The sequence below is a fragment of the Psychroflexus sp. MES1-P1E genome, assembly GCF_002836055.1.
In the GTDB taxonomy this organism is placed as follows: domain Bacteria; phylum Bacteroidota; class Bacteroidia; order Flavobacteriales; family Flavobacteriaceae; genus Psychroflexus.
In genome coordinates, this window is sequence record NZ_PJBS01000298.1 from 1 (window position 1) to 1,162 (window position 1,162).

At 34.6% G+C, this 1,162-nt stretch carries 1 protein-coding gene; it reads left to right on the top strand.

Features of this window, described 5'->3' with window-relative positions; genetic code table 11:
* Window positions 1–194: 194 nt before the first annotated feature.
* On the top strand, window positions 195–1,162 hold a 968-nt coding region (locus tag CXF67_RS09885; protein ID WP_102088595.1), incomplete at its 3' end, for an IS110 family RNA-guided transposase.

Sequence of the window (1,162 nt, forward strand, 5' to 3'; positions counted from 1 at the left end):
CTTTAGTTTGTATTAAATATCTTTAAATAGAAAAAGAGGAGAACTATAACGTGTTTTAGAATACTAGATCCATGACACGTACGAGTCCTTTCTTTCTATAAAGTTGCCAAGAACCATTTGGAATACCAGGAGTCATAACTCCCGATAAAGGAAGTAGTTAACGCAACTTATTTATAAACTTTAATTGTAAAAATATGAAAAATTATGAAGAAGTAGTAGGCATCGATGTTTCAAAAAAGACCCTTGATGCTTATTGTCACCAAGCTCAGGTTCACAAAGTGTTTACTAACGAGGTTGTAGGCTATAAGAGTCTATTGAAATGGGTTTTAAAGGTTGCCAAAGATAGTAAGGTTTTTTACTGTTTTGAGAATACAGGCTATTACTCATTAAAATTAGCACTTTACTTGCATGGTCAATCTGTTGTCTATGTAGAGGAGAGTCCTTTAAAAATTAAGCGATGTTCAGGTATTGTTAAGGAGAAGACAGATCGCATAGATGCCATTTTACTAGCACGTTATGCATGGCTTTATAGAGAAGAATTGAAACCAAGCACAGTAAAGAGTATGTCTCATTTAGAGTTAGGTAGATTGTTAGCTTTAAGAGACCAATTGGTTAGAAATAATGCAGGTTTAAAAGGGACTTTAAAGGAGATGAAAGTGCTTTTATCAAGTTCTAGTACAGATGTTGGATGTTTAAGCTTAAAACGCAGTATTGATTACTTAGAAAAGCAAGTGAAATCGATAGAGACTCGCATAAAAGACATCTTAGCCTCAGAGGCCTCTATGAACAAGAATTTTGAATTACTAACCAGTCTCAAAGGAGTAGGTTTAGTGGTTGCTTGTCAACTTATTTATCATACTGGAAACTTCACACGTTTTGCAAGTTGGAGAGCGTTTTCAAGCTATTGCGGAACAGCACCATTTAAGCATGAATCAGGCACAAGCATTCATCGTAGAAAACAATGTCATTATTTAGGCGATAGAAAGATGAAAAGTTTGTTGAGTATGGCAAGTGTTTCAGCAATACAGCACGACAATGAATTACGCTTGTATTACAAGAGGAAATTAGCCGAAGGAAAAGATAAAATGTTAGCTATAAATAATGTTAGGAATAAATTAATAGCAAGAGCTTTTGCAGTAGTTAAGAGAGGAACACCTTACGT